Raw genomic sequence first — 21,822 nt, 5'->3', positions numbered from 1 at the left:
GTCGAAACAACCGGTCAAAAACAAAAAGGCCGGCACAAGGCCGGCCTTTCGTAACGCGATGGCGTTGGGGCGAAGCTTAGTACTTCGCGACCACCGGGCCCCCGAAGTGATAGTTCACGCCGACCTGCACGGTGTGGAAGTTGAGCGTGCCGGTGGGCAGGGCGCCCGAGAAGTAGGTCTCGCCGCCGAGGCTGCGATAGAGGTACTCGCCCTTGACCGACCACTGCGGAGCGAAGAAAGCTTCGACGCCGGCGCCGACGGTCCAGCCCGAGTGCCACTTGCTGTCGGAGATGCTCACGCCGAGCGCGCTGACGGTGAGCTTGTTGTCGATCCAGGCGTAACCGCCGGTGCCGTAGAACAGCACGTTGTTGACGGCCCAGCCGATGCGGCCGCGCACGGTGCCCATCGCGTCGGTCTTCGAGCTCAGGGTGGTGCTGACAATGCCGAAGCCGGGGACGGCGACGGGGCCCGTGGCCGAAGCGCTGACATCAGCCCAGGTGCCGTCGGCCTCGATGCCGAACACGACATTGCCGGTCTGCCAGTTGTAGCCGGCGGTGCCACCGACGAAGCCACCCTTCATCTTCGGGTCGCCGGAACCGTTTTCCCAGGCGCCGCCACCGACGATACCGAGGTAGAAGCCGGTCCAGTTGTAGACCGAGGCCACAGCCACCGGAGCCTTGGTGTAGGGGCGCGCCGCGAGATCAGCGGCCGAAGCCGGAGCGGCGAGAGCGAACAAACAGGCCGAAGCCAACAAAACCTTCTTCATTTTCAACGTAATCCCAGTCCCGGTTTCTATTTTTGCCCTCCGTGCGCCGGAAGGACATTAGACGCTGTGGTCCAACTGACGTCGTGCTTACACCAACAAAGCCGCAAGTTGTGTCTCCCAAAAGTCACAATAATTGCAAAACGTAACAATCGCTGACGTATAGTTCCTGTTCGCCTGCGCTCAGCAAAAAGGCCGGCGCGAGGCCGGCCTTTGAATTCTCGAGTGGGATCAGAGAGGTTAGTACCTCGCGATCATCGGGCCACCAAAGCGATAATTCAGGCGGACCAGACCGATATCGACGTCCTGGCTGATGCGCTCAGAGCGTGTGGCGACGCCGAGCGGGGCGATCAGGAAGTTGCCAGAACCGCTGAAGCCGATGGTGCGATTGCCGAGGAAGATGTGATCGTACTCGAAGCCCACGGTCCAGTTCGGCGCGAATCCGAACTCGACGCCTGCACCGACGGTGCCGCCCCAACGGGTCTCGTTGGCCCGATCGAATTCGAGGCCGGTGACGGTGTCGTAGCTGCGGTAGCGATCGCTGACGACGGCGCCGCCGCCCTTCACGTAGACGAGGACGTTGTTCCAGGCATAGCCGACCTGGCCGGTAATCAGGCCGAAGGCGTTGATCTTGGACCGATCGCGAAGACCCGTGCCGAACAAGGTCGTACTGATATTGTCGCCGGAGAAATCGGCCCAGTTGCCCTGGCCTTCGAAGCCGAACACCCAATTGGCAGACTGCCAGCGGTAGCCGACCTGGCCACCGACCGTGCCGCCGGTGGCGTTGTGGCATCCTTCGCCGAGCAGAGTGCCGGTTACGGGCGTGACGAAGTCCCAGCACTTGTGACTGGTGCCGCCGCCGCCGTTGATGCCGAGGTAGAAGCCGCTCCAGTCGTAGATGGTAGCGACCATCGGTGGTGGAGCCTTGGTGTAGGGACGCGCAGCGAGATCTGCTGCGCTTGCGGGCGCCGAGAGGCCCAACGCGATTGCACCGATTGTACCAATCAAGATCTTATTCATTGCAGTCTCCCCAGTTTCGTCCGCTTCTTAAATTCCCCGAAGCGGTTGATCAGGCGCGACGCCCATATGAATCAATTCCAAGGCGAGCGTAGCTGAGCCGGGAGGCAGAGTCCGTCTCCGAAATGCAACAGTCGCGAGCCGGCTGAAGCGCCGCAACTTGATGAATGTTAAGAGTTTTTTCCTATTCCCGGGAACCCGAAAGGGTTCCATTCATCGCGCCGGTATCTGGTTGCAGATCAGAGCCCACCCAATTCCGCATTGCGCCTGGATCAGCGAGAAGAACAAATCTGGAACGCGCCGCGGGTCAGTGCTATATGTGGGGATAAGTTGAGGGGTACCGGGCTGGTCAGCCCTCGCAAGCGTATACGGTCGCCTCAACAGGGCGACAGAGCTTCGCGGGCGCGGGGTCGGCCTTTGAATTCAGTGGCATTTGGAGTGGAGAGCGGCGATGGCGGGAAGCGTCAACAAGGTCATTCTGGTTGGAAATCTCGGCAAGGATCCCGAAATCCGCCGGACCCAGGACGGGCGGCCGATCGCGAATCTGAGCATCGCCACCTCGGAAACCTGGCGCGACAAGAACAGCGGCGAGCGCAAGGAAAAGACCGAGTGGCATCGCGTCGTGATCTTCAATGAAGGGCTCTGCAAGGTCGCCGAGCAGTACCTGAAGAAGGGCGCGAAGGTTTACATCGAGGGCGCACTCCAGACCCGCAAATGGACCGACCAGAGCGGCGTCGAGAAGTACTCCACCGAGGTCGTGCTCCAGGGCTTCAACTCGACGCTGACGATGCTCGACGGCCGCGGCGGCGGTGGAGGCGGTAGCTTCGGCGACGAGCCGGGCGGCGATTTCGGCTCCTCCGGTCCCGTCAGCAGCGCACCGCGCCGTGCCGTTGCCGCCGGCGGCGGCGGTGGTGGCCGCAACAGCGACATGGACGACGATATCCCGTTCTAAGGTTCGGGAGGAGCGGACGCGGGTCGTGACAGGAAACGGCCCACGCGGCTTTCGAGTATCCGGACCAACATGGGGTCCATGAACTCGTAGTCGTCCGGGATGTCGAGGCAGATGACCCGCTTGCCATTCAAGTTGGATCGGAATTTCCGGTTCAGCTTGTTGCGGTGGGCCTTCTCCATGACGAAGATGATATCGGCCCACGCGACCTGTTCGGAAGACAGCAACACGTCCGCGCCGTTTGAGATGCCTGCCGAATCGGTCTCGATCCCCGGCCAGGTCGAAAAGACTTGTTCGGCGGTCGGGCTGCGAAGGCGATTGGCGCTGCAGACGAACAGGACGTTGGTCACTTCTGGCTCCAGGAGAACGAGCGGGGACCTACATACACACCTTCTGATCGTCGGTGGACTCTGGGACATCCCGAGCTCGGAGCGCTCGCTCCTTGGATCAGTCTGCTCGCGTGAAGCGACAGGATCTCTAGTCAGCTGACGGGGAAGGTTCGGCTTTTCCGGCCTTGCTCACGTGTCGCTTGAGCTTTGACGGCGCGCGATGTGAATGGTTAATCCTGTTCCCGTGGTCGGGCTCCCACGGACCGGAGGACGCCGTATGAGCTTTACGCCGCTGCTTGAGGCCGCTCCGGCCATTCCGCTGCACGCCTTCGCGGCCATGGCTGCGTTCGTCCTGGGGATCGTCCAGCTCGCCGCGCCCAAGGGGACGCTGCCGCACCGGGCGCTTGGCTGGGTCTGGGTCGTGCTGATGCTTGTCGTGGCGATCAGCTCGTTCTGGATCCACGGGATCCGGCTGGTCGGGCCATGGGGGCCGATCCATCTGCTCTCGATCTTCGCGCTGGTGATGCTGGTGTCCGGCGTGGTGGCGGCCCGAGCCCGCAATGTCCGCCGCCACAAGATCACGATGATCTCGATTTTCTTCGGCGCTCTCGTGATTGCCGGCCTGTTCACCTTCGTGCCTGGCCGGCTCATGCATGCGGTGGTCTTCGGGCCATAGCGATGGCTGAATTCGGCTTCCCGCGGCAGTGTCCCTGGCACCCAAAACGGCCCCCGGGAACAGCCTCCTGACAGCCCGGTAAGTCCATGAAAAAACGAAGGGAAAAAGCGCTTCCCGAGACCCTCGCAAGGGTGGTTATCAGGGAGCCGATGCGCTATATGATTCCCAGATAAAACCTCACCGGATTTCCCCTTGGCTGACGACGACAACAAGCCCGGCGACCAGCCGGCGCAACCCTCGGACATTCGTCCCGTTTCCATCTACGAGGAGATGAAGAAGTCCTACCTCGATTACGCGATGAGCGTGATCGTGGCGCGTGCGCTGCCCGATGCGCGCGACGGGTTGAAGCCGGTTCATCGCCGCATCCTCTACTCGATGAACGAGCAGGGGCACACGCCTGACAAGAAGTACGTCAAGTCGGCGCGCGTGGTCGGCGACGTCATCGGTAAGTATCACCCGCACGGCGACCAGTCGATCTACGACGCCATGGTCCGCATGGCGCAGGACTTCTCGATGCGCGTGCCGCTCATCGACGGCCAGGGCAATTTCGGCTCGGTCGACGGCGATCCCCCGGCGGCCTATCGATACACCGAAGCGCGACTGACGAAGTCGGCGTTGGCGCTGCTGGCCGACATCGATAAGGACACCGTCGACTTCCAGCCGAACTACGACAACAACGAAACCGAGCCGTCGGTCCTGCCGGCCAAGTTCCCGAACCTCCTCGTCAACGGCGCGGGCGGCATCGCGGTCGGCATGGCGACCAACATCCCGCCGCACAATCTCGGCGAGGTCATCGACGCCTGCGTCGCGTTGATCGACAACCCTGCGCTCACCATCGACGAGCTCATCAACATCGTGCCGGGACCGGATTTCCCGACCGGCGGCGTCATCCTCGGACGGCAGGGCATCCGCGCCGCCTATCACCTCGGCCGCGGCTCGATCGTCATGCGCGGCAAGGTCGCGATCGAGACCATCCGCAAGGAGCGCGAGGCGATCATCATCACCGAGATTCCCTACCAGGTGAACAAGGCGACGATGGTCGAGCGCATCGCCGAGCTGGTCAAGGAAAAGAAGATCGAGGGTATCGGCGACCTGCGCGATGAATCCGACCGCGAAGGCTACCGCGTCGTCATCGAATTGAAGCGCGACGCCGTGCCTGATGTGGTGCTGAACCAGCTGTACCGGTTCACGCCGCTGCAGACGAGCTTCGGCGTCAACATGGTTGCGCTCGACAGCGGCCGTCCGCGGATCATGCATCTGAAGGATCTGCTGGCGATCTTCGTCGACTTCCGTGAGCGCGTCGTCACGCGGCGCACCAAGTACCTGCTCGCCAAGGCGCGCGATCGCGCGCATATTTTGGTCGGCCTGGCGATCGCGGTCGCCAATATCGACGAGATGATCCGTGTCATCCGGACCTCGCCCGACCCGACCACGGCCCGCGACACCCTGATGTCGCGCGACTGGCCGGCCCGGGATGTCGAGGACATGCTGACGCTGATCGACGATCCCCGCCACCGCATCAGCGAGGACGGCACGATCCGGCTGTCGATGGAGCAGGCGAGGGCCATTCTCGATCTGCGTCTTCAGCGCCTCACTGCACTTGGCCGCGACGAAATCCGCGACGAGCTCGACAAGCTCGCCGGCGAGATCGCCGATTATCTCGACATCCTGCGCTCGCGCGCCCGCGTGCTGGGCATCATCAAGACCGAGCTCGCCGAGGTGAAGGCCGAGTTCGCCACGCCGCGCCGCACCGTCATCATCGAGCAGGAAGGCGAGGTCGAGGACGAGGACCTGATCCAGCGCGAGGACATGGTGGTCACCGTCTCTCACGCCGGCTACGTCAAGCGCGTGCCGCTGTCGGCCTATCGGGCGCAGCGCCGCGGCGGCAAGGGCCGCGCCGGCATGCAGACCCGCGACGAGGATTTTGTCAGCCGGCTCTTTGTCGCATCGACTCATACCCCGGTGCTGTTCTTCTCGTCCCGCGGCCAGGTCTACAAGGAGAAGGTCTGGCGCCTGCCGATGGCCGCGCCGAACGCGCGTGGCAAGGCGATGATCAACATCCTGCCGCTGGAGCAGGGCGAGCGCATCACCACGATCATGCCGCTGCCCGAGGACGAGTCCACCTGGGGCAATCTCGACGTGATGTTCGCCACGACGGGCGGCAACGTCCGGCGCAACAAGCTGTCCGACTTCGTCGATGTCCGCCGCTCCGGCATCATCGCCATGAAGCTCGACGAGGGCGAGGCGATCGTCGACGTGCAGATCTGCACCGAGCATGACGACGTGCTGCTGACCACGGCCGCCGGCCAGTGCATCCGCTTCCGGGTCAGTGACCCTCGACCTGACAAGGATGGCGAGATCAAGGAGCACGGTGTTCGGGTCTTCGGCGGTCGAACCTCGATGGGCGTTCGAGGCATTTCGCTTGAAGATGACAAGGTCATCTCGATGTCGATCTTGCGCCATGTCGAGACCACGTCCGACGAGCGCTCGGCGTATCTGAAGATGCGTCGCGCGGTGGCCGGCGAGGCCGCGGCCGAGGAGCCTGCGGTGGATACCGAGGCGGAAGAGACCTCCGGCAACTTCCAGCTCACCCAGGAGCGCTATGCCGAGATGTCGGCAGCCGAGCAAATCGTGCTGACCGTCTCCGTCAACGGCTATGGCAAGCGGACCTCGTCCTACGAGTACCGCACCACCGGCCGCGGCGGCAAAGGCATCGTCGCCATGAGCGTCAACAACCGCAACGGCAATCTGGTCGCGTCTTTCCCGGTTGAAGATGCCGATCAGATCATGCTGGTCACCGACAAGGGCCAGCTGATCCGCTGCCCGGTCGAGGGCATCCGCATCGCCGGCCGCTCGACCCAGGGGGTGATCGTGTTCGACACCGCCGAGGACGAGCACGTCGTCTCGGTCGAGCACATCACGGAAGAGGCCGAGAGCGGCAATGGTGCGAATGGGGATTCAAACGGGGAGTGATACGTCACTCCGCGGAGACTGCGTCCCACTCTCCACTGTCGTCCCGGACAAGGGAAGCGCAGATCCGGGACCCCATAGCCACAGGAAGATGTTGTAGCGCGAGATTTGTGATCTCAAGCGTCGTCAAACCACTTCCTGTGGTTATGGGTCCCTGCGTCCGCGGGGACGACACCGAACGTGTTGCGCGATCATCGCGCTAAATCTCCAGCTCCGTCCCGAACTCCACGACCTGCTTGGTCGGCACGCCGAAGAACGCGGCTGAGCGTTCGGCGTTGCGCTGGAGGAAGGCGAACACGCCTTCGCGCCAGACCCACATGCCCGGGATGTCCTCGCTCGGGATGATGGTCTCGCGGCCGACATAGTAGGTGATGTCGGAGAGGTCGATGCCGGGCAGCTTGCCCTGGCGGCAGGCTAGTTTGAGTCCGTCATAGATCGTCGGATTCTGCATGAAGCCGTAATGCAGGATCACGCGCGTGATGCCGTGGATGATCTCGATCACCTCGGCGCGCTCTTCGTCGGGGATATGCGGGGATTCCTCGATCTGCACGGTGACGAGGACGATGCGCTCGTGCAGCACGTGGTTGTGCTTGACGAACTGCGTCAGTGCCAGCGGCACGCCGTTGGGCGCCGACGCCAGGAAGACGGCGGTGCCGGGCAGTCTGGCGCTGCACTTGTTCACCGCAGTCTCGATCAGGTCCTCTTCGGGCTGGCGCAGCTTGCCGCGCGCGACTTCGACCAGCTTCACGCCACTGCGCCAGGTCAGCATCATGAACGCGACGAGGGCCGCGAGCAGCAGCGGGAACCAGCCCCCCTCGAACAGCTTGACCGAATTGGCCGAGAAGAAGATCACGTCGATCACGAAGAAGAAGCCGTTGACGGCAACCACGATCCACGGCGAATAGCCCCACTGGATCGCGACGAGGGCGGCGAGCAGTGTGGTGATCGCCATCAGCAGCGACACCGCGATACCGTAGGCACCCGCGAGCGCGTCCGAGCTGCCGAAGCTCAGGACCGCGCCGAGCGTGGCCGCTGCGAGCAGCCAGTTGACCAGCGGCACGTAGATCTGGCCCATCGCGTCGCTCTGGGTGTGGCGGATCTGCATGCGTGGCAGGAAACCCAGCTGGATCGATTGTTGCGTCAGCGAGAACACGCCGGAGATGATCGCCTGCGAGGCGATCACGGTCGCGACCGCGGAGAACGCGACCAGCGGGTAGTGCAGGGCGTCGGGGCAGAGCTGGAAGAACGGATTCTCGATCATCGTGGGATCGGTGATCAGGAGCGCGGCCTGGCCGAAATAGTTCAGCACGAGGGCGGGCAGGCAGATCGTAAACCAGGCGAGCCGGATCGGCAGGCGGCCGAAATGCCCCATGTCGGCATACATGGCCTCGCCTCCTGTTACCGCCAGGAAGGCCGCGCCGAGGATCGCGAAGGAGATGTGAAAGTCCTGATGGATCAGGAAATTGAAGGCATAGAGCGGGCTCAGCGCCGCGAGCACGGCCGGCGCCTTCGCAATGCCGTGGATGCCGAGTGCGGCGAGCACGAAGAACCAGGCCAGCATCACCGGCCCGAAGATGCGGCCGATGAAGCCCGTGCCCTGCTTCTGCATCATGAACAGACCGATCAGGATGGCGATGGTCACGGGCACTACCGCAGGCGCCAGCGAGGGCGCGTCGACCTTGAGACCTTCGATGGCGCTGAGCACCGAGATCGCCGGCGTGATCGCGCCGTCGCCGTACAGCAGCGCGGCGCCGACAAGGCCGACGACCAGCAGATGCGCGCGCCATGTGCCGGGCTGGGCGTGGCGAGCATGCAGCAGCGCCAGCAGCGCGACGATGCCGCCTTCGCCGCGGTTGTCCGCGCGCAGGATCAGCAGCGCATATTTCAGCGAAATGATCAGCAGCAGCGCCCAGAGGATCAGCGAGGCAACGCCCAGGACAGCGTCGTGGCTCAGTGTGCCGCCATGAGCAGCCGCCTTGGCGGCTTCCTTCAGGGCATAGAGGGGGCTGGTGCCGATATCGCCATAGACGACCCCGAGGGCGCCCATGGTCATGGCAATCGGCAGAGGGTCAGGGTGATGGCCGGAAGCGACCGCGGGCGTACTGGACAATGTGACCCCCCGATGGGATCGCGCCCGGCGGGCCATTCCGACGGGCGCGATGATCACGCAGTCTGCGACGGGACGTCGCAAATAGCCATGGGATTCATCTCGGGGATTATAGGGGGAGCTTTCTGACGCGAAGCTGACAGACCCGACTACGGGGTGCGGTCGGCGGTCACGAGGCGAGCCTCGCGGATGTTGGCCTTGGTGCCGGCCTGGCGCAGGCAGGACGCTTCGAAGTTTGGCCAGGCCTGCTGCGAGCGGTCCTTGCCGATGGTGCGGATATCGAGGCGGTCGCTCTTGGCGAGCGGCTGCGGAACGCTCGCTTCGACGGTCGGAGCGAAGCCGGGAAGGACGGTGAGGGCAGCAGCGACAAACGCGGCAATGCCGATGGCCGAGATGGTCTTGATCATTGACGGTCCCCTGTGATGCGGCCGCTAGCGCCTTGTGTGCGGCCCGTCATTCGTTGGGTGGTTTAGTAACCATGGCCAGTTTCCGGACGTCTTCGCGGACGTCCGAAATGGTTTCGTTCGCGCTCCGTTTTGTTTCGTGGCCGTCTCCAGGACGAAACAAAGGGCTCTGGCCCGACAGGGCGGACGGCACGATTTGCAGGGAAACGGGCGGAAACCGGCAAGGAACCTGTCCGGCTTGCCGGGCCGGGCCGGGCGAGGTAGGACGGGGCCATGCCGCGCATTGCCTTCTACCCAGGTTCCTTCGATCCCATCACCAACGGCCATCTGGACGTGGTCCGGAACAGTGCCCCGCTGTGCGACAGGCTCGTTGTCGCGATCGGGGTCCATCCCGGCAAGAAACCTTTGTTCTCGACGGAGGAGCGGCTCAAGATGCTCCACGACGTCTGCGGGCCGGTTGCGGCCGCGGCCGGCTGCACGCTCGAGGCCGTGACCTACGACGATCTCGCGGTCACCGCGGCGCGCAAGCACGGCGCAACCATCATGATTCGGGGTCTGCGCGACGGCACCGACCTCGACTACGAGATGCAGCTCGCCGGCATGAACGGCACTATGGCGCCCGACGTGCAAACCGTCTTCCTGCCGGCCTCTCCGGCGGTCCGCCCGATTACCGGCACATTGGTGCGCCAGATCGCCGGCATGGGCGGCGACGTCTCGGCCTTCGTACCGCCGCTCGTTGCGGCACAGCTCAAGGCAAAATTCGCCGGATAGCGGCGCGTTTCCTCTCATCCTGATCCGGAGTTGTCATGATCCGAATTTTCGCAGTTCTTGCCGCGCTTCTGTTCGCGGTGCCGGCGGTGGCGCAGCAATTGCCGGCGGGCCTCGACAAGGCCAACGCCATCGTCATCGACACCACCAAGGGCCGCATCGTCATCAAGCTGCGGACCGACATTGCGCCCCAGCATGCCGAGCGCATCAAGCAGCTCGCGCGCGAGGGCTATTACAACAACGTGCCGTTCCATCGCGTCATGGACGGCTTCATGGCGCAGACCGGCGACGGCGAAAAGTTCAACGGCACCGGCGGCTCGAAATATCCGAACCTGAAGCAGGAATTCTCCAAGGTGCACTTCGCACGCGGCATCGTCGGGATGGCGCGGCGCGGCGACAGCGTCGACAGCGCCAACTCGCAGTTCTTCATCATGTTCGCGGACGGCGGCAGCCTCGATAACCAGTACACCGTGATCGGCGAGGTCGTGCAGGGCATGGACGTCGTCGACAAGCTGAAGAAGGCACCGCCCGGCTCGGCCGGCGGCGCCGTTACCGATCCCGACAAGATGGTGAAGGTCCAGGTCGCCTCCGACATCAAATAGGATGAGATGATGGCGCGTCGCGGCGAAAAGCTTCTGCTGGCTGCCGCGCTGCTGCTGTCTGGCGTCTCCGGCACGGCCGCGGGAGACGCGCAGGTCAACACCATCCAGGACATCTTCCGGCACTTGCGGACCTGCTGGAAGCCGCCACCGCCGGCCAAGGCTCGCCCTATCGACATCACCGTCGTCGTGAGCTTTAACCGGTCCGGAAACATTTTGGGCCATCCGAGGATTTCCTATGAGTCCGCGGAGGCCTCCGACGATGACCGGCTGCAATACCGGATCGCGGTGATGGAGGCGTTGCAACGCTGCACGCCGATGCCATTTACCGATGCAATGGCCGGCGCCGCCGCGGGACGTCCATTCGCGATCCAGTTCCGTAGCCGTAGGACTTCACCCCCAACGCAAGAGAGACGAGCATGAGCGCCACCGAAAACACCCTGATCCTCGAGACCACGCAGGGCCCCGTTACCATCGAGATGCGGCCCGATCTCGCGCCCGGCCATGTCGCGCGCATCAAGGAACTGGTCCGCGAGGGCTTCTACGACGGCATCGTGTTCCACCGCGTGATCGAGGGCTTCATGGCGCAGACCGGCTGTCCGCAGGGCACCGGCACCGGCGGCTCCGGCAAGAAGCTGAAGGCCGAGTTCAACAAGGAACCGCATGTGCGCGGCACCACCTCGATGGCCCGCGCCGCCAGCCCCGATTCCGGCGACAGCCAGTTCTTCATCTGCTTCGACGACGCCCGCTTCCTCGACAACCAGTACACGGTGTGGGGCAAGGTCACCGAGGGCATGGAGAACGTCGACAAGATCAAGCGCGGCGAGCCGGTGCAGAACCCCGACAAGATCGTCAAGGCGCGGATGGCGGCGGACGCGAAGTAAGCGCTCGCCCCTCATCCTGAGGAGCGCGGAACGCGCGTCTCGAAGGATGCAGGCCCCACTGCTGCAGCTCGGCCTTCATGGTTCGCACGGCGATGCGAAGCATCGTCCGGAGACGGCGCCAGTGCGCCTCCTCACCATGAGGGTCTGGCTGTGTCGCGCCAGGCCCAATTATGCGCACCGATCTCTTCGATTTCGATCTGCCCGCCGAGCGCATCGCGTTGCGCCCGGCGAGCCCGCGCGACTCCGCGCGCCTCCTGGTCGTGGAGAAGGGCGCGTTGCGCGACCAGATCATCTCCGACCTGCCGCAATGGCTGAAGGCGGGTGACCAGCTCGTCGTCAACGACACCAGGGTGATCGCGGCGCAGTTGAAGGGGCGCCGCATCGGCCGCGAGACCGAGCCGAAGATCGAGGCGACGCTGATCAAGCGCCTCGACGGTTCGCGCTGGCAGGCGCTGGTGAAGCCGGCGAAGAAGCTCACAGCCGGCGATCGCATCCGCTTCGGCAACGAGGGCAAGGTCTGCCTGCTCGGCCATCTCGACGCCGAGGTCGAGGCCAAGGGCGCGGAGGGCGAGGTGACGTTGTCGTTCTCGTTCCACGGGCCTGCGCTCGACCAGGCGATCGCCGATCTCGGCAGCCCGCCGCTGCCGCCCTACATCGCCTCCAAGCGCACGCCTGATGACCAGGACCTCGCCGACTACCAGACCATGTTCGCGGCGCACGAAGGTGCCGTTGCCGCTCCCACTGCGGGTCTGCATTTCACTCCCGCGCTGGAGCAGGCGCTGCACGCGCGCGGAGTCGGCATCAATCGCATCACGCTGCATGTCGGGGCAGGGACGTTCCTGCCGGTGAAGGTGGACGACACCGAAGGCCACAAGATGCACGCCGAGTGGGGCACGATCTCGGCCGAGACGGCGGCGCGGCTCAACGCCGCGCGAAAGAATGGCGGCCGCATCATTGCCGTCGGCACGACGTCATTGCGGCTGCTTGAAAGCGCGGCCAGCGAGGACGGGACGATCCAGCCGTTTGCGGCCGAGACCTCGATCTTCATCACCCCCGGCTATCGCTTCCGCGCCGTCGATATCTTGCTGACCAACTTCCACTTGCCGAAGTCGACGCTGTTCATGCTGGTGTCGGCCTTCTCCGGGCTCGAGACGATGAAAGCCGCCTATGCGCATGCGATCGCGAGCGGCTACCGGTTCTATTCGTACGGGGATGCGTGCTTGCTGTTTCGGGCAGAGCCGTAGGGTGGGTTAGCCGTCAGGCGTAACCCACCACTTCTCTATACGCGTCGACAGCAAGGAGGTGGATTACGCCTTCGGCTAATCCACCCTACGTATCTTCCGCTACGCCATCACGCGCTGCGGCAGCAGCTCCGCGATCTGCACCGCGTTGAGGGCCGCGCCCTTGAGCAGCTGATCGGCCGCCACAAACATCGAGATCGAATGTCCGCTGGGATCGCTGAGATCCTTACGGATGCGGCCGACCAGGACGTCGTCCTGGCCCGAGGCGTCGATCGGCATCGGGAAGTAGTTCTTCGCGCGGTCGTCGACGACCTTCACGCCGGGCGCCTGCGCCATGATGGCGCGGATCTGGTCCTCGCTGATCGGCTTCTCGCATTCGAAGGTGATGGCCTCGCAATGGGCGCGCAGCACCGGCACGCGGACGCAGGTGACACCGATCGCGATGTTCTCGTCCTCGAAGATCTTGCGGGTCTCCTTGATGACCTTGGTCTCTTCGTCGTTGTAGCCGGTTTCAGGGTCGATCGCCGTGTTGTGGTTGAACAGGTTGAAGGCGTAGGGGTGCGGCATCACCTTCGGCGCATAGACCTGCCCGTTGAGATTGGCGCGGGTGGACTCGACGAGCTCCTCCATCGCGGCGGCGCCGGCGCCGGAGGCGGCCTGGTAGGTCGAGATGATCACGCGCTTGATGCGGTTCTTCTGGTGGATCGGCCAGAGCGGCACCAGCGCGGTGATCGCGGCGCAGTTCGGGTTGGCGATGATGCCCTTGTGGTCGCGGATGCGGCCGCCGTTGACCTCGGGGATCACCAGCGGCACGTTAGGATCCATGCGGAAGGCGGAGGAGTTGTCGACGACGACGGCGCCGGCCTTGACCGCGATCGGCGCGTACTTCTTCGAGATGCTGCCACCGGCCGAGAACAGCGCGATGTCGACGCCCTCGAAGGCGCGCTCGGTCAGCTCCTCGATGACGACGTCCTTGCCTCGGAACGACACCGTCTTGCCGGCCGAGCGGGCGCTGGCCAGCGCCTTGAGCTTGCCGACGCGAAAGCCGCGCTTGTCCATGGTGGCGATGAATTCGGCGCCCACCGCACCGGTGACGCCGACAATCGCGACGACGGGATCGTTACTCACTTTGTCCTCCATTGCGTTGAAATCCAGACAACAAAAAAGCCCCGGACCATCGAGGGCGGGGCTTCGGTAGAGCTGATGCGTTTTAGTCGACGACTACACGCGCACGCCTCCCCGGGCCCCGAAGGCCGTGGTGGTTTTGGTCGTGCGTTTGGTGGTCGTGAACATGGCGGCGACTTATGCGGGAGAGTCTTGCGCCCGTCAATGGCTTTTCGGCGGGATTGTGGCCGCGGGCGGGACCTGCGTTCCTTGGCGTTACCTGGCCCGGGCGCCCGGCGGCTCCAGCAGGACCTCCTTGAGGTTATCGCCGCTGATGACGACAATCGCGAAATTCAGCCGGCCGCGTTCGCGCACAAGTCCGCCGCTGATCGCCTTGCCTGAGGCCGCACGTTCGGCGACGTGCACGGCATCCGCAAGGCGGTGCTTGATGGCACCGAGCGCTGCGAGGTTGCTACGGTCGTCGAGATCGAGCTCGGCGAGGGGGAGGGCGGCTTCCCCGCCGACCAGCTCGCCGGTCGCGGCATTGATGGTGTGGCGCCAGATGCGGTCGTTGTGCAGGGTCTTCACCCGGTAGACCGGCACGCCGGAGGCGCCGTCGAAACTCACATCCGCCGTCGTGGCGCCGGCATGACGGGCTTCCGCGATCGCCATGGCCTGGCTGATCGAGATCGACGAGCTGCGGAAGCGCTCGATCTCGCGGCTGACCGCTTGGCGGTCCGCTTCGGCATCACCATCTGTGTCGCCGTGGAGCGCGGTCGGCGTGCCCGTGGTGACGATCGCCTGCGCCGGCCCTGCGAGGAGCAGCGCGGGCAAGGCGATCGCAAGCAGTCGTGAGGTCCATCGTTTGGCTGTCGTCATGCTCGAAACCCTCGGCCAGCGAGTGTGCCGGATGATCGTAAAGAATTCGCGGCCGGCCTTGGGCATCGGCCGGCCGCGGAGCGCCGCAACGGGCTGTACCCGTTGCGGCGATCGAAGCAGTACGGACCTCTTTGGGGCTGGTGAAAAAGCGGTCCGTATCGCCCTATAATTAAACCATACCGTATCGTTTTGTTTTGGTCAATGGAGCGGGCGTGTCCCCGCGGGGGATAGATCGCGATCTCACGGAATTGTCAGCGGGACGGGCGCCGGCGCTGCGGACCTTTTGCGGCGCCCTGGATGCGGTCTGCAGGTCCCAGCGCACCGGCCAGGAACAGCTTGATCGCCGCGCGCATGCGCTTTTCCGCGGCCTTCAGCTCGAGCGCCATTCCGAATGTCGCCATGCGGTGGGTGTGACCGACGACGACGTCGAGAAAGACTTCCGCTGCGATCGTGGTGTCGTCGACGTCGAGCGCGCCCTGCGCCACCAGATGGTCAAAGAAGCGCGCCGTGGTGGCGACGGCCTTGAGCCAGCCTTCCTCCTTGCCGAGCTTGGCGACGTCGGGGAAGTTGATGGCCTGCGACGTCATCATGCGGCTGAACGCGACGGCGTCGGGCCCGCAGGTGAAGGTCAGCATCTCGCGCCCGATCTCGACCAGCCGCTGCTCGACCGAAATGTCCGAGGCGCTGCTGAGCTGCGTCTCGGCGGCCGCCGACAGCGGCGCGAGCCAGCGCTCGATTTCGCGCCTCAGCACGGCGGCAAACAGGCCGCGCTTGTCGCCATAACGGGAATAGACGGTGGGCTTGCTGACGCGGGCCGCTTCCGCGACCGCATCGAGGGAGGTTGCGTCAAAACCGCGATCCAGGAACAGGCGGGTGGCGACCTCGATCAGCCGCTGGTCGCGCTCGATCGCGGCGGTCTTGGTCGGCCGGCCGCCGCGCGATCTCGGCACCTCGCGCCGTGGCGCGGCGGTTCTGGTCCTGGTCGCAGTCAATCCCATGCCCAATGATTCCTGCGCGTCTCTGATGGTCGACATTCGCTCTATATCGCGCAGGAGCGGAGGCGTCATCGCGAATCTGGCCGAATTGGCCGTATCGTCAACGATTTCAGCAAGGCCTCGTTCCGTCACGAGGGATCACGGAAGCGTCGATGTCCAGGCCTGGCCGGACGCGGCCTTCTCATATCCGTACTGATAAAGCGCCCGCATATAGGCGGTGTCGAACCCTTCCGACGGCGGCGCGGGATAGTCGCGCGCGATGTAGGAGAGATGAAAGCCGAGGTGGTTGCGCTTGGCGAAATCATAGGTCGAGAAGATGATCGACCGCGTCTGCGACTGGGTGATCGACGACAGGCTGCGCGAGGCGACGTCGATGGTGCTGTTGGACACCAGCTCGAAGTTGCGCTCGATCTTCTTGTTGACGAGGATGTAGATGTTCATCCGCGCGTTGCCGGGCAGGCGGTCCTGGGAGAACAGGGCTTCCGGCAGCGTCAGCACCGGTGCCGTCACACCGCCGTCGACATGCATCTCCTGAAATCTGCGGCCCTGGCCTTCGGCGTCGATCATGATGGGCGGAAACACCAGCGGAATGCTGGCGGAGGCCGCCATCACGTCGCGAAACAGTTTTAGCGCCTCGGGTGTTCCGACCGCTGCGATCTTGCCCATGTCCCAGATGGCGGTCCGCTGGGTGTCGAGATCGGTGGTCACCACCAGCAGTTTTCGGCCCTTGGCGTTCTCGCGCGCCACCTGCGCCAGGATGTCAGGTCCGACATAGCGGGCGACGAGCTCGCGCAGCCGCGTGTTGCCGAACAGGCCGGATCCGAACAGCACGCGCATGATGCTGGGATCGTTCAGGAGGCTCTCGGCGATGCCGCTGGTGTAGACCTCCTTCAGCGTGTCGTCGTATTGCGAGCCGAGGAACGCGAACGGCGCGATCAGGCCGCCGGTGCTCACGCCCGAGACGACCGAGAAGGTCGGACGGGTGCGTGCCGTGGTCCAGCCGTTGAGCACGCCGACGCCGTAGGCACCGTCGGCGCCGCCGCCGGAGAGCGCCAGATAGGACTTCGTCGCGGTGCTGGTGTCCTTCTCGAAGCTGAATTTCGTGACGGGTTCGTCGGCATAGCGGCGCAAGCCGTCGATATCGAGCACGCGCGATGTGCTGGCCTCGGCGGCCGTGTAGGGCGTGCGGGGCAGGGAGGTGCAGGCGCCCAGCGCCAGGCTGCACGTCAAAGCGAGGAAGCCGATCAGGCGGGCGGCTGTCCGTCTTGTCCGGCCGCGTGCGGGGCCGGAGACGTCGGTCGAACATGAAGCGGAGGGCATCGTCGGTGGCTGGCGATCACGCATGTACTGCCGCCGGCAAATCTCGCCGCAGCATCTCGTCCAGCCCCCACGAAGAAACTACACTGTATCGTTTTATTTTGCAAGGTGTCGCGGACATCAAGTCCGCGTCAAATGTGTCCCAGTCTGAGGCATCGTGCGCCCGAGCGGGTTGATCGTCCCTGTCCGACACGCAATAAGCACGCCCATGAATCTACCCAATCATTTCGAACTGCTCGCCACCGATGGCGCCGCGCGCACCGGCCGCCTGACCACGCCGCATGGCGTGGTGCGGACGCCGGCCTTCATGCCGGTCGGAACCGCTGGGGCCATGAAGGGCATGCACTGGCGCGAGGTGCGCGAGGCCGGCGCCGACATCGTCCTCGGCAACACCTATCATCTGATGCTGCGGCCCGGCGCCGAGCGGATCTCGGCGCTCGGCGGCCTGCAGCGGTTCACCGGCTGGAACGGGCCGATGCTGACGGATTCGGGCGGCTTCCAGGTGATGTCGCTGTCGGACCTGCGCAAGGTCACCGAGAACGCCGTCACCTTCCGCTCGCATATCGACGGCGCCAAGGTCGAGCTGTCGCCGGAGCGGTCGATCGAGGTGCAGCGCTTCCTCGGCTCCGACATCGCCATGCAGATGGACGAATGCGTGCGGCTGCCGGCGGGGCGCGACGACATCGAGCGGGCGATGCGGCTGTCGCTACGCTGGGCCGAGCGCAGCAAGCGTGCATTCGAGAGTGCGCCCGACGGCTACATGCTGTTCGGCATCGTGCAGGGCGGCGACGTGCCGCAGCTTCGTCATGCCAGCGCCGAAGGCCTCGTCGAGATCGGCTTCCACGGCTATGCGATCGGCGGCCTTGCCGTCGGCGAGCCGCAGGCGGTGATGCTGGCGATGATCGACGAGACCGCGCCGGCATTGCCGACAGAGCGGCCGCGCTATCTGATGGGCGTGGGCACGCCCGACGACATTCTCGAAGCGGTGAAGCGAGGCATCGACATGTTCGATTGCGTGATGCCGACGCGCAATGGCCGGCACGGGGTTGCCTTCACCCGCTTCGGCCAGGTCAATTTGCGCAACGCGCGACACGCCGACGATCCACGTCCGCTCGATGAAGAGAGTTCCTGGCCGTCAGCACGCAACTACGCGCGAGCCTATCTGCACCATCTCGTCAAGGCCGGCGAGACGCTGGGGGCGATGCTGCTGTCCGAGATCAATGTCGCCTACTACCAGTTCCTGATGCAGGGCATCAGGGACGCGATCGCACGAGGAATGTTCGAAGAGTTCTATCAGCGTACGCGCGAGGACTGGGCGAGGGGCGACATCGCCCCGCGCTAGTTGCAGATCAATCGCTGCTTGACGGCGTGCTTGGTCACGAAGCCGTAACCGCAGGTGTCGCAGGTCCAGAGATAGCTGATCACCTGGTCGGAGATGTAGGCGGAGGCTTCGGCGGCGACCATCGAGTCGGCGCAGACAGGACAAGTGGGCAAATCACTGCAACGCGGAGCGCGGTGATGTGCGACGGTCGACAACACTTCAGCAACTGCTGACATCGTGGTGACCTCTCTGCTCTGAGACCTAAGTCTAACATAAGCAGAATCAGTTGACGAGGTCGCAACACAAATGCGTTGGTTTTCTGATAATTACGGCTCACGTGATTTTGCGATGCAGCGTATTTAACATGTGCCGCATTGTCGCCTGCGTGTCATCTCAAGCTGTCCGTAACTGCGCAAGAGACGCTACGGAAACGTAAATTGTCGCCACAGGGAGTTCATCATGGACGCATCGTCCAATACGAGTGCAGCGCACCAGCCCGGCCGCGGCCGGATCTACTCTTCGATCGTCGAGGCTTTTGGCGACACGCCGATCGTGCGCTTGCAGCGGCTGCCGGGCATGCACGGCGTGAACGCGACGATTTTGGCAAAGCTTGAATATTTCAATCCCGCCGCGAGCGTGAAGGATCGCATCGGCGCGGCCATGATCATCGCCATGGAGAAGGCCGGTATCGTCAAGCCTGACACCGTGCTGATCGAGCCGACCTCCGGCAATACCGGCATCGCGCTTGCGTTCGTTGCCGCCTCGCGCGGCTACCGGCTCAAGCTGGTGATGCCGGAATCGATGTCGATCGAACGGCGCAAGATGCTGGCCTTCCTCGGCGCAGAGCTGGTGCTGACGCCGGCGGCACAGGGCATGAAGGGCGCGATCGCGACCGCCGAGGAGCTCCTGAAGACCACGCCGAACTCGGTCATGCCGCAGCAGTTCAAGAACCTCGCCAATCCCGAGGTGCACCGTCGCACCACCGCGGAGGAGATCTGGAACGACACCGCCGGCAACATCGATTTCTTCGTCGCCGGCGTCGGCACCGGCGGCACCATCACCGGCGTCGGCCAGGTGCTGAAGCCGCGGAAGGCCTCCTTGCGCATCGTCGCGGTCGAGCCGGAAGAAAGCCCGGTGCTGTCAGGCGGCCAGCACACGCCGCACAAGATCCAGGGAATCGGCGCGGGCTTCGTACCCGACATTCTCGACCGCTCCGTGATCGACGAGATCGTGACGATCAACTCGACGACCGCGATCGAGACCTCTCGCGCGCTGGCGCGGCATGAAGGCATTCCCGGCGGCATCTCCTCGGGCGCTGCGATCGCGGCGGCGCTCCAGATCGGCAAGCGGCCGGAAGCTGCGGGAAAAACCATCCTGGCAGTGGTGCCGTCCTTCTCCGAGCGGTATCTTTCGACGGCTCTGTTTGAGGGAATCTAGGACATGGCGGATCAACCACCGAGGCGGCCGCGGACATTGGGCGATGCGCGCACCGAAGCCGAGGCGGCGTTCAAGAAGGTGACCGCCAAGGTCGCCGCGGCGCCGCCGAAGCAGAACGTGGCGCCGGGGATCAAGGAGCAGGTCAGTTTGCGCATCGACCAGGACGTGCTGGAGTTCTTCCAGGAGGGCGGACCGGGCTGGCAGGACCGCATCAACGAGGCGCTGCGCAAGGCGGCGGGGAAGTAGGCTCTCCCCCTCATGGTGAGGAGGCGCGTCACGCTGTCTCGGACCATGGAAGGCCACGCCGCTGCATCCGGGCCTTTCATCCCTTCCAGACGCTTGCTTCGCAAGCTCCTCAGGATGAGGAGTTGGCAACGAAAAAAGCCCGGCTCACGCCGGGCTTTTTGTATCCGCGATCCAGTCTCGCCTCAGCGGCGGAACATGCCGCCCATCATGCCGCCGACGACACCACCGACGAAGGCCGCGCCGGCAGCATCGCCGGGGTTGCTGCGGGGAGCCGGTGCGGGCGCGGGCGCGCTGCCCGCGGGGGCGCTGGCGGCACGCCGGGCCGCCTTCTGGCTGCTATCGCTTGCGGTCGCCGGCGCGGCCACGACCTCGGAGAGCAGGGCCTTGTGCTGCGGCTTATTGAGGTAGCCTGACGAGGGATAGCCGCGCGCGGCCTGCCAGCGTTTGATCACCGACCGGGTGTCATCGCTGAAGGCGCCGGTCTGTTTGGTGTCGAAGCCGAGCCCGGTGAGGCGGCGCTGCACGTCGCGGCGCTGGTTCTTGTCGAGGCCGATCTGATCCTCGGTGAGCTGGCTGGCCTCATCGGTAAAGGCTGCGGGGTCGACGCCAGCATTGAGGGTGCGAGTCGCGGTCGAGGGGCCGCTCTTGATCGCAGCGAGTCGCGCCAGCGCCAGCGCCTTGAACTGGCCGTTCGGATAGGCGGCGAGATAGGCGTTGAGCTCTTCCGGCTTGTTGGACTCCTTCACGGAGCGCCAGTACTCGAGCTCGACGCCATCAGAGCCGTTGGTGGCGGCAGCCGCGGGAATGCTGCCAGCCGCGGTCGGCGCCGCATTGGCCACCTGTGTCTGCTGCGAGGGGTTGAGATACACCGCGCCGATCAGGTTGGTGTGGCCCCAGGGAAGCTGGCCCTTGCGGGTCTCCTCGTTGACCTGGGCGCGCACCGACGTCATCGCCTGCTGGATCTCGACGCCGGGCTTGGTGATGTTGTCGATCAGCGCGCGGGTGAACGGGCTGTTGTTGCCTTCCTGGCCGTCGAGCGCGGTCTGGCCCGGGCCGGTGGCAAACGCGATCAGCGTGCCTTCGCCCGACTTCATCTCGGCAAGGCCGCTCTGCACGTTGACGCTGCGGGTCGCCGAGTTCGACTTGATCTTGGCGGCGAACGGATTGTCGCGGCAGGCATCGAGGAAGACGAGCTTGACCTTGGCGTCGCCCATGGTCTGCTCGAGCGTCAGGTCGATATTGATGGCGGCCCCTAACTTGACGTCCATCTCCGACTTGATGTCGGCGTCGACGGGCAGGAGATAGTTGCTGCCGCCGACGGCGATGCCGTGGCCGGCGTAATAGAACACTGCGACATCCGAGCCCTGCGCCTTGCGGCCGAAGTCCAGCAGCTTCTCCGTCATCTGGTCGCGGCTGAGGTTGGATCCCTCGATCACCTCGAAGCCGACATTGCGCAACGTCGCCGCCATCGCCTTGGCGTCGATCGGCGGGTTCGGCAATTGCGCGACGTTCTTGTAGGAGCCGTTGCCGACGACGAAAGCGACACGGCGGTCGGCGTTCGCGGCGCTGACTGACAGTGCCATGCACATCAGCGAAGCGAGCAGAGTGAGAGTGCGCATCTGAAATCCCCAACAGAATCGAATTGCAGGCAGCAACAAATTGGCAACGAACCTACACGAAGTGCCCGACTTCGCGCCACCAAAACGGCAGTACGTCGCATTCAACCCGCTGCTGTGTGGCCGAATGTGCACGATGGAACGCCCCTCGAACGTGATCCAAATCACACGGCCACTTCGTTTTGTCGCGCGAGGCGGCG

At 64.5% G+C, this 21,822-nt stretch carries 22 protein-coding genes; 11 read left to right on the top strand and 11 right to left on the bottom strand.

What is annotated here, in order from left to right:
* Nucleotides 1-76 precede the first annotated feature (76 nt).
* Both NLM15_RS23130 and NLM15_RS23125 read right to left on the bottom strand, forming a co-directional pair.
* The gene (locus NLM15_RS23130; RefSeq protein ID WP_254119698.1) at nt 77-766 is read right to left on the bottom strand and encodes an outer membrane protein; all 690 of its coding nucleotides are present in this window, start codon (nt 764-766) and stop codon (nt 77-79) included.
* 237 nt (nt 767-1,003) lie between these two features.
* Nucleotides 1,004-1,783, bottom strand: a complete 780-nt coding sequence (locus NLM15_RS23125) for an outer membrane protein (protein WP_254119697.1) — start codon at nt 1,781-1,783, stop codon at nt 1,004-1,006.
* Nucleotides 1,784-2,231: 448 nt separating this feature from the next.
* Here NLM15_RS23125 and NLM15_RS23120 point away from each other — a divergent pair, with 448 nt between their 5' ends.
* Nucleotides 2,232-2,732 carry a single-stranded DNA-binding protein gene (locus tag NLM15_RS23120; protein ID WP_254119695.1) on the top strand — a complete coding sequence of 167 codons (501 nt, stop codon included), beginning with the start codon at nt 2,232-2,234 and terminating at the stop codon, nt 2,730-2,732.
* Here NLM15_RS23120 and NLM15_RS23115 read toward each other — a convergent pair.
* A complete protein-coding gene (locus NLM15_RS23115) occupies nt 2,729-3,079 on the bottom strand; it encodes a low molecular weight protein tyrosine phosphatase family protein (RefSeq protein ID WP_254119694.1) in 351 nt (116 codons plus the stop codon). The genes NLM15_RS23120 and NLM15_RS23115 overlap by 4 nt on opposite strands.
* Before the next feature lie 256 nt (nt 3,080-3,335).
* Between NLM15_RS23115 and NLM15_RS23110 the strand changes: the two genes are divergently transcribed.
* Together NLM15_RS23110 and gyrA are read left to right on the top strand one after the other, a co-directional pair.
* Nucleotides 3,336-3,734: a DUF2306 domain-containing protein gene (locus NLM15_RS23110; RefSeq protein ID WP_254119692.1), complete on the top strand. Its 399-nt coding sequence runs from the start codon at nt 3,336-3,338 to the stop codon at nt 3,732-3,734.
* 192 nt (nt 3,735-3,926) lie between these two features.
* Entirely contained in the window at nt 3,927-6,707 is a 2,781-nt protein-coding gene (gene gyrA / locus NLM15_RS23105) for a DNA gyrase subunit A (RefSeq protein ID WP_254119690.1), read from the top strand.
* A gap of 196 nt (nt 6,708-6,903) precedes the next feature.
* Here the strand turns inward: gyrA and NLM15_RS23100 are convergent, their stop codons facing one another.
* A complete protein-coding gene (locus NLM15_RS23100) occupies nt 6,904-8,757 on the bottom strand; it encodes a potassium transporter Kup (protein ID WP_254124365.1) in 1,854 nt (617 codons plus the stop codon).
* A gap of 203 nt (nt 8,758-8,960) precedes the next feature.
* The gene (locus NLM15_RS23095) at nt 8,961-9,218 is read right to left on the bottom strand and encodes a hypothetical protein (RefSeq protein WP_254119688.1); all 258 of its coding nucleotides are present in this window, start codon (nt 9,216-9,218) and stop codon (nt 8,961-8,963) included.
* Between the two features lie 270 nt (nt 9,219-9,488).
* Between NLM15_RS23095 and coaD the strand changes: the two genes are divergently transcribed.
* The 5 genes from coaD to queA all read left to right on the top strand — a co-directional run bounded on the left by coaD (nt 9,489) and on the right by queA (nt 12,710).
* Nucleotides 9,489-9,986: a pantetheine-phosphate adenylyltransferase gene (gene coaD, locus NLM15_RS23090; RefSeq protein ID WP_254119687.1), complete on the top strand. Its 498-nt coding sequence runs from the start codon at nt 9,489-9,491 to the stop codon at nt 9,984-9,986.
* A gap of 35 nt (nt 9,987-10,021) precedes the next feature.
* Complete coding sequence (locus NLM15_RS23085; RefSeq protein ID WP_254119685.1) at nt 10,022-10,585, top strand: peptidylprolyl isomerase; 564 nt, start codon at nt 10,022-10,024, stop codon at nt 10,583-10,585.
* 9 nt (nt 10,586-10,594) lie between these two features.
* Nucleotides 10,595-11,005, top strand: a complete 411-nt coding sequence (locus NLM15_RS23080) for a hypothetical protein (protein WP_254119683.1) — start codon at nt 10,595-10,597, stop codon at nt 11,003-11,005.
* Nucleotides 11,002-11,466 (top strand): peptidylprolyl isomerase, encoded by a 465-nt coding sequence (locus NLM15_RS23075; protein ID WP_254119682.1) that lies wholly within the window; start codon nt 11,002-11,004, stop codon nt 11,464-11,466. Before NLM15_RS23080 ends, NLM15_RS23075 begins: the two co-directional genes overlap by 4 nt.
* 170 nt (nt 11,467-11,636) lie before the next feature.
* Nucleotides 11,637-12,710 carry a tRNA preQ1(34) S-adenosylmethionine ribosyltransferase-isomerase QueA gene (gene queA / locus NLM15_RS23070; RefSeq protein WP_254119680.1) on the top strand — a complete coding sequence of 358 codons (1,074 nt, stop codon included), beginning with the start codon at nt 11,637-11,639 and terminating at the stop codon, nt 12,708-12,710.
* 99 nt (nt 12,711-12,809) lie between these two features.
* Here the strand turns inward: queA and NLM15_RS23065 are convergent, their stop codons facing one another.
* The 4 genes from NLM15_RS23065 to NLM15_RS23050 form a co-directional block, all read right to left on the bottom strand.
* On the bottom strand, nt 12,810-13,847 hold the full coding sequence (locus NLM15_RS23065; protein ID WP_254119678.1) for an aspartate-semialdehyde dehydrogenase: 1,038 nt from the start codon (nt 13,845-13,847) through the stop codon (nt 12,810-12,812).
* A gap of 240 nt (nt 13,848-14,087) precedes the next feature.
* Nucleotides 14,088-14,690, bottom strand: coding sequence for a PepSY domain-containing protein (locus NLM15_RS23060; RefSeq protein WP_254119676.1), 603 nt, complete (start codon nt 14,688-14,690; stop codon nt 14,088-14,090).
* Nucleotides 14,691-14,941: 251 nt separating this feature from the next.
* Nucleotides 14,942-15,688: a TetR/AcrR family transcriptional regulator gene (locus tag NLM15_RS23055; protein ID WP_254124363.1), complete on the bottom strand. Its 747-nt coding sequence runs from the start codon at nt 15,686-15,688 to the stop codon at nt 14,942-14,944.
* 135 nt (nt 15,689-15,823) lie between these two features.
* The gene (locus NLM15_RS23050; RefSeq protein WP_254119674.1) at nt 15,824-17,029 is read right to left on the bottom strand and encodes a patatin-like phospholipase family protein; all 1,206 of its coding nucleotides are present in this window, start codon (nt 17,027-17,029) and stop codon (nt 15,824-15,826) included.
* A gap of 181 nt (nt 17,030-17,210) precedes the next feature.
* Here NLM15_RS23050 and tgt point away from each other — a divergent pair, with 181 nt between their 5' ends.
* Nucleotides 17,211-18,344 carry a tRNA guanosine(34) transglycosylase Tgt gene (gene tgt, locus NLM15_RS23045; protein WP_254119672.1) on the top strand — a complete coding sequence of 378 codons (1,134 nt, stop codon included), beginning with the start codon at nt 17,211-17,213 and terminating at the stop codon, nt 18,342-18,344.
* On the opposite strand, the gene NLM15_RS23040 is transcribed toward tgt, so the two are convergent.
* Nucleotides 18,341-18,559 carry a hypothetical protein gene (locus NLM15_RS23040; protein ID WP_254119670.1) on the bottom strand — a complete coding sequence of 73 codons (219 nt, stop codon included), beginning with the start codon at nt 18,557-18,559 and terminating at the stop codon, nt 18,341-18,343. The genes tgt and NLM15_RS23040 overlap by 4 nt on opposite strands.
* Nucleotides 18,560-18,782: 223 nt before the next feature.
* Here NLM15_RS23040 and cysK point away from each other — a divergent pair, with 223 nt between their 5' ends.
* Complete coding sequence (gene cysK, locus NLM15_RS23035; RefSeq protein WP_254119668.1) at nt 18,783-19,760, top strand: cysteine synthase A; 978 nt, start codon at nt 18,783-18,785, stop codon at nt 19,758-19,760.
* A 3-nt stretch (nt 19,761-19,763) separates the two neighbouring features.
* Nucleotides 19,764-20,006 carry a BrnA antitoxin family protein gene (locus NLM15_RS23030; protein WP_254119666.1) on the top strand — a complete coding sequence of 81 codons (243 nt, stop codon included), beginning with the start codon at nt 19,764-19,766 and terminating at the stop codon, nt 20,004-20,006.
* A 182-nt stretch (nt 20,007-20,188) separates the two neighbouring features.
* Here the strand turns inward: NLM15_RS23030 and NLM15_RS23025 are convergent, their stop codons facing one another.
* Nucleotides 20,189-21,625, bottom strand: coding sequence for a caspase family protein (locus NLM15_RS23025; RefSeq protein ID WP_254119664.1), 1,437 nt, complete (start codon nt 21,623-21,625; stop codon nt 20,189-20,191).
* Between the last annotated feature and the right edge of the window lie 197 nt (nt 21,626-21,822).

This window comes from Bradyrhizobium sp. CCGB20 (assembly GCF_024199855.1).
Taxonomy (GTDB): Bacteria; Pseudomonadota; Alphaproteobacteria; order Rhizobiales; family Xanthobacteraceae; genus Bradyrhizobium.
Note: the sequence above shows the minus strand (reverse complement) of the source record. Positions and strands in the feature narration are given on the sequence as shown.

What these genes read in the sequence shown, in the direction of transcription:
- NLM15_RS23130 (WP_254119698.1), bottom strand. Translation starts at nt 766, where the DNA reads ATGAAGAAGGTTTTGTTGGCTTCGGCCTGTTTGTTCGCTCTCGCCGCT.
- NLM15_RS23125 (WP_254119697.1), bottom strand. Translation starts at nt 1,783, where the DNA reads ATGAATAAGATCTTGATTGGTACAATCGGTGCAATCGCGTTGGGCCTC.
- NLM15_RS23120 (WP_254119695.1), top strand. Translation starts at nt 2,232, where the DNA reads ATGGCGGGAAGCGTCAACAAGGTCATTCTGGTTGGAAATCTCGGCAAG.
- NLM15_RS23110 (WP_254119692.1), top strand. Translation starts at nt 3,336, where the DNA reads ATGAGCTTTACGCCGCTGCTTGAGGCCGCTCCGGCCATTCCGCTGCAC.
- NLM15_RS23100 (WP_254124365.1), bottom strand. Translation starts at nt 8,757, where the DNA reads ATGACCATGGGCGCCCTCGGGGTCGTCTATGGCGATATCGGCACCAGC.
- NLM15_RS23095 (WP_254119688.1), bottom strand. Translation starts at nt 9,218, where the DNA reads ATGATCAAGACCATCTCGGCCATCGGCATTGCCGCGTTTGTCGCTGCT.
- coaD (WP_254119687.1), top strand. Translation starts at nt 9,489, where the DNA reads ATGCCGCGCATTGCCTTCTACCCAGGTTCCTTCGATCCCATCACCAAC.
- NLM15_RS23085 (WP_254119685.1), top strand. Translation starts at nt 10,022, where the DNA reads ATGATCCGAATTTTCGCAGTTCTTGCCGCGCTTCTGTTCGCGGTGCCG.
- NLM15_RS23080 (WP_254119683.1), top strand. Translation starts at nt 10,595, where the DNA reads ATGGCGCGTCGCGGCGAAAAGCTTCTGCTGGCTGCCGCGCTGCTGCTG.
- NLM15_RS23075 (WP_254119682.1), top strand. Translation starts at nt 11,002, where the DNA reads ATGAGCGCCACCGAAAACACCCTGATCCTCGAGACCACGCAGGGCCCC.
- queA (WP_254119680.1), top strand. Translation starts at nt 11,637, where the DNA reads ATGCGCACCGATCTCTTCGATTTCGATCTGCCCGCCGAGCGCATCGCG.
- NLM15_RS23065 (WP_254119678.1), bottom strand. Translation starts at nt 13,847, where the DNA reads ATGGAGGACAAAGTGAGTAACGATCCCGTCGTCGCGATTGTCGGCGTC.
- NLM15_RS23060 (WP_254119676.1), bottom strand. Translation starts at nt 14,690, where the DNA reads ATGACGACAGCCAAACGATGGACCTCACGACTGCTTGCGATCGCCTTG.
- NLM15_RS23055 (WP_254124363.1), bottom strand. Translation starts at nt 15,688, where the DNA reads ATGGGATTGACTGCGACCAGGACCAGAACCGCCGCGCCACGGCGCGAG.
- NLM15_RS23050 (WP_254119674.1), bottom strand. Translation starts at nt 17,029, where the DNA reads ATGCGTGATCGCCAGCCACCGACGATGCCCTCCGCTTCATGTTCGACC.
- tgt (WP_254119672.1), top strand. Translation starts at nt 17,211, where the DNA reads ATGAATCTACCCAATCATTTCGAACTGCTCGCCACCGATGGCGCCGCG.
- NLM15_RS23040 (WP_254119670.1), bottom strand. Translation starts at nt 18,559, where the DNA reads ATGTCAGCAGTTGCTGAAGTGTTGTCGACCGTCGCACATCACCGCGCT.
- cysK (WP_254119668.1), top strand. Translation starts at nt 18,783, where the DNA reads ATGGACGCATCGTCCAATACGAGTGCAGCGCACCAGCCCGGCCGCGGC.
- NLM15_RS23030 (WP_254119666.1), top strand. Translation starts at nt 19,764, where the DNA reads ATGGCGGATCAACCACCGAGGCGGCCGCGGACATTGGGCGATGCGCGC.
- NLM15_RS23025 (WP_254119664.1), bottom strand. Translation starts at nt 21,625, where the DNA reads ATGCGCACTCTCACTCTGCTCGCTTCGCTGATGTGCATGGCACTGTCA.